Source organism: Rhizobacter sp. P3_B12, from assembly GCF_056402895.1.
Genome location: NZ_JBFUGN010000592.1, coordinates 1 through 3,869, shown reverse-complemented (window position 1 = coordinate 3,869; position 3,869 = coordinate 1). Strand labels below are relative to the sequence as shown.

Below are 3,869 nucleotides of genomic sequence, written 5' to 3'. Positions count from 1 at the left end.
ACCATGCGCCGTGCGACGCGCGCGGCCACCTCGGCGCCGGCGAGCTCGCGCAGCAGGTGCAGGCAGCAATCGATCGCGGCGGCCGTGCCGGCGGAAGTCAGCACATCGCCGTCGTCGACATAGAGCACCTCGGCATGCAGTTCGACCTGCGGAAAGCGCCGCGCGAACTCTGCCGCCAGGTGCCAGTGCGTGGTAGCCCGGCGGCCGTCGAGCAGGCCCGCCTCGGCCAGCACGAAGGCGCCGATGCACAGCCCGACGATGCGCGCACCGCGGGCATGCGCGCGGCGCAGCGCCTGCAGCAGGGCCTCGGGCGGGCGCTCGGCGGCATCGCGCCACGACGGGACGATGATGGTCTGCGCCCGGGCCAGCGCCGCGAGGCGCTGCGTCGCACCGATCGTGAAACCGGCCGTCGTGCGCAGCGGGCCGGTCTCGCCGGCGCAGACCTGCAGCCGGAACGGCGGCACCCCGTCGCCGGCCATGTCGGGGCCGAACACCATGCACGGCACCGACAGGTGGAAGGGACTGATGCCGTCGAAGGCGACGACGGCGACGCGGTGCGGTTCGGGCGATCTCATGGCCCGATCCTATCGAAGTTGGTCATTCGGGCCACTGTCGCCCGATAGGCATCGGCCGAACAATCGATCCCGTCGACGGCACGGTGCCGTCCCCTTCCAGGAGAAATGCCATGTCCACCCAGCCCACCCCACGCCGTGCGCTGATCGTCATCGACGTGCAGAACGAATACGTCAGCGGCAAGCTGCCGATCGAGCACCCGCCGGTGTCGGGCAGCCTGCTGCAGATCGGCCGCGCGATGGATGCGGCGCGCGCGGCCGGCATCCCGGTGCTGGTGGTACAGCACAGCGAGGCCGCGGGCGCGCCGCTGTTCGCGACCGGTTCGCACGGCTGGGCGCTGCACGAGGTGGTGGCGAGCCGCCCGCGCGACCACCTCATCGAGAAGCAGTGGCCGAGCGTCTTCACCGGCACCGGCTTCGCCGACTGGCTGGCCGCGGCCGGCATCGACACGCTGAGCGTCGTCGGCTACATGACGCAGAACTGCAATGCATCGACGGTGATCGAGGCGACGCACCGCGGCTTCGCGGTGGAGTTGCTGTCGGACGCGAGTGGCGCGCTGTCGTACGAGAACGCCGCCGGCCGGGCGAGCGCCGAGGAGATCCACCGCGTGCTCAGCGTCGTGTTCCACACCCGCTTCGCCGCGGTGACCGGCACCGACGACTGGATCGCAGCGGTGCAGGCCGGGCGCACGATGGCACGCGACAACATCCCGGCGTCGAACGCACGCGCGCGGGCCGCCGTGCCGGCCTGATCAGTGATCAGTCGACGGGCCGGCGCCACACCGCCAGCAGCGCCTTGAACTTGCTCCACACCGACAGCCGCTCGTCGCTCAGCGCATCGAGGAAGTCCGACAGGCCCTTCGACTTGGCCATCGTGTAGAAGGTCAGCACCGTCGTCGCGACGAACACGAGGCCGAACAGCCACAGCTTGCGCCCGGGCGGCGCATCGGCCTCGGACAGCAGGTTCATGCCGAGGAAGCCGGTCGTCACGGTGCCGACCAGCCCGAGGATCGTCACGACGGTCAGCCGCACCACCGTGTTGGCCTGGCGGCGCAGGCTGTCGGCGTCGAGGTAGCCGTTCATGTCGGCGATGCGCTCCTTGACCTCGGCGTACAGCGCATCGAGCCCCAGGTGCGTCGAGCACATGTGGAACAGCGCGCGCACCTGCGCCTGGTCGGACACCGAATGGAACCAGTAGCGGTGCGTGAAGCGCAGGAAGGATTCGAAGCTCGCGCGGATCGCACGCTTGAAGCGCCGCACGCTGGCGGGGTGGCCGATGTCGAGTTGCCGCAAGGCCTCGACCAGCGTGTCCGAGAAACTCAGCAGCGCCGCCTTCTGGAAGTGCGCGATCAGGAACAGCAGGAAATGCTGGTGGCGGAACTGCGCCAGCACGCCGCGGTCGCGGCAGTTGTAGAAGGTGGAGCGGGCGTCGCCGACGACGATCAGCGAATGCCCGCTGCACAGGTAGCGCGTGCGCGGCGCCATGCCGGCGTCGATCCAGAAGCGGTCGTAGCAGAAGCGCTGCTCGAAATCGGCGGCGCGGCCCTGCACCGTCGACTCGAGGTAGGGCAAGGCGGTCTCGGCCTCGCTGCCGCCGATGACGAGGCCGAGGCGGATGAAGTCGCCGCGCGTGAGCCGCGCCGGATCGTCGACCGCGAGGAAACCCATCACCGGCATGCGGTGGTATTCGATCTGGCGGTAGCGCAGCAGGCCGGGCTCGCCCGAGTGGTCGCTGACCAGCGGCTGCAGCATGAACGCCCAGTGCGACGCGATGCGCGGCGCGCGGTGCTCGGCCACGTGCGCGAGGAAGGCCTCGCGCTGCCCGGAGTCGGAGCGCGCGAGCACCTGGCCGTCGGCGCCCAGCCATTCGACGCCGTGCATGCCGTGCAGCGGCGTGCCTTCGGCATCCCAGCCGGCGGGGTAGCCGCGGCCGAATCGGTAGAGCAGGTCCTGCGCCTGCGCGAGGCTCAGGTCGCTGATGCCGACCTCGAGGTTCAGCATCACGATGTCGAGGTCGTAGAAGAAGTACAGGTCGGCATGCACGACCTCCAGCGTCAGCGGGGCGTCGCCCGGCCGCCGCACCACGCGCACCGCCTTCACGTCGTGGCGGCGGAACACGCGCATCGGCGAAGCGCCGTCGTTCTTCTCACCGTTCACCTTCGCGCCATCGCGCTTCGCGCGACCCTCGCCGTACAGGAAGCGCTGCACGTAGGGCAGGAAGCTGACGAACTCGTTGTAGTGGCGCTCGTGGAAGCGGGTCGCGTCGCCGGTGTATTCGTCGACCTCTTCGCGCCACGGCGAGTCGGGCAGGTCGCGCAGCAGTTCCCACGGCCTGGCATGCCGCGCCGCGGCGCCTTCCGGCGGGATCAGGCGCAGCGGCCACAGCAGGATCTGCCGCAGGTGGCGCACCGGCTGCGAGGCGGAGGCCTCGTCGGCGGCCGGCGCGGCGACCGCATCGAGTTCGGAACTGCCCATCGTGATGCCTCGGCGAAAGATCAGCGCGAAACGATCAGTGCAATGCGATCAACGCAATGCGATCAACGCAACACCAGCCAGGCCAGCGTGCCGACGGCCGCCAGCAGCAGCACGCAGGTGCCCATCAGCAGCCGGCTGCGCAGGCGCAGCCGCTCGATGGCTTCGACGACCTTGGCGTTGTGCTCGGCCAGCGATTCGATCAACGCGGCGGCCGCCTGCTGCTGCTCGCCGAGCCGGGCCACGGCGGCTTCGAGTTGTTCGATGCGCTGATGCGGCGGCGCGGCGGGGTCGGGCACGACCACCGGTTCCGGCTGCGTGCGGGTGAACACCTTGCGCGCGCCCTTCACGAGGCCCGGCGCCGCCTCGATCACGTCACCCCACGGGATGACCTTGAGCGCGCTGATCCAGCTGATGGCCACGGCGGACTCCTGAAGGCCGCGCCGCGGCGGCCATGGCGCAGTGTAAGCAGTTAGCTGCGGCGGATCTGATTGCCGTCGACCCGCACGCGGTCACCGACCTGCAGGCCGGTGCTGCCGCTCTGCTCGAAGGTGCGCTGCTCGCCGTTGTCGAGCGTCACATGCACGCGGTAGCCGACGACCTTCTCGGAGCGGTTCTTCTCGATCTTGTTGCCGACGACGGCACCGCCGACCGCGCCCGCGACCGTCGCCACGTCGCGCCCGGTGCCGTTGCCGATCTGGTGACCGAGCACGCCGCCGAGCACACCGCCGGCGACGGCACCGACACCGCTCGGCTTGGAGGTCGCCGTGATCGGCTCGATGCTGCTGACCTGGCCGGTGCGGTCGCTGCGCACCGGTGCGGGCG

At 70.5% G+C, this 3,869-nt stretch carries 5 protein-coding genes; 1 reads left to right on the top strand and 4 read right to left on the bottom strand.

Translation table 11 applies throughout. From position 1 onward, the window contains the following. Positions 1 to 575: AraC family transcriptional regulator (locus tag AC1D01_RS24335; RefSeq protein ID WP_477870926.1), on the bottom strand; the 575-nt coding region annotated here is incomplete at its 3' end. Between the two features lie 110 nt (positions 576 to 685). Here AC1D01_RS24335 and AC1D01_RS24330 point away from each other — a divergent pair. Then, on the top strand, positions 686 to 1,324 hold the full coding sequence (locus AC1D01_RS24330) for a cysteine hydrolase family protein (RefSeq protein ID WP_477870924.1): 639 nt from the start codon (positions 686 to 688) through the stop codon (positions 1,322 to 1,324). A gap of 7 nt (positions 1,325 to 1,331) precedes the next feature. Here the strand turns inward: AC1D01_RS24330 and AC1D01_RS24325 are convergent, their stop codons facing one another. The 3 genes from AC1D01_RS24325 to AC1D01_RS24315 all read right to left on the bottom strand — a co-directional run. After that, complete coding sequence (locus tag AC1D01_RS24325; RefSeq protein ID WP_477870922.1) at positions 1,332 to 3,047, bottom strand: hypothetical protein; 1,716 nt, start codon at positions 3,045 to 3,047, stop codon at positions 1,332 to 1,334. A 62-nt stretch (positions 3,048 to 3,109) separates the two neighbouring features. Then, positions 3,110 to 3,466, bottom strand: coding sequence for a hypothetical protein (locus AC1D01_RS24320; protein WP_477870920.1), 357 nt, complete (start codon positions 3,464 to 3,466; stop codon positions 3,110 to 3,112). A gap of 50 nt (positions 3,467 to 3,516) precedes the next feature. Next, positions 3,517 to 3,869, bottom strand: a 353-nt coding sequence (locus AC1D01_RS24315) for a glycine zipper 2TM domain-containing protein (RefSeq protein WP_477870918.1), incomplete at its 5' end; no start/stop codon positions are given.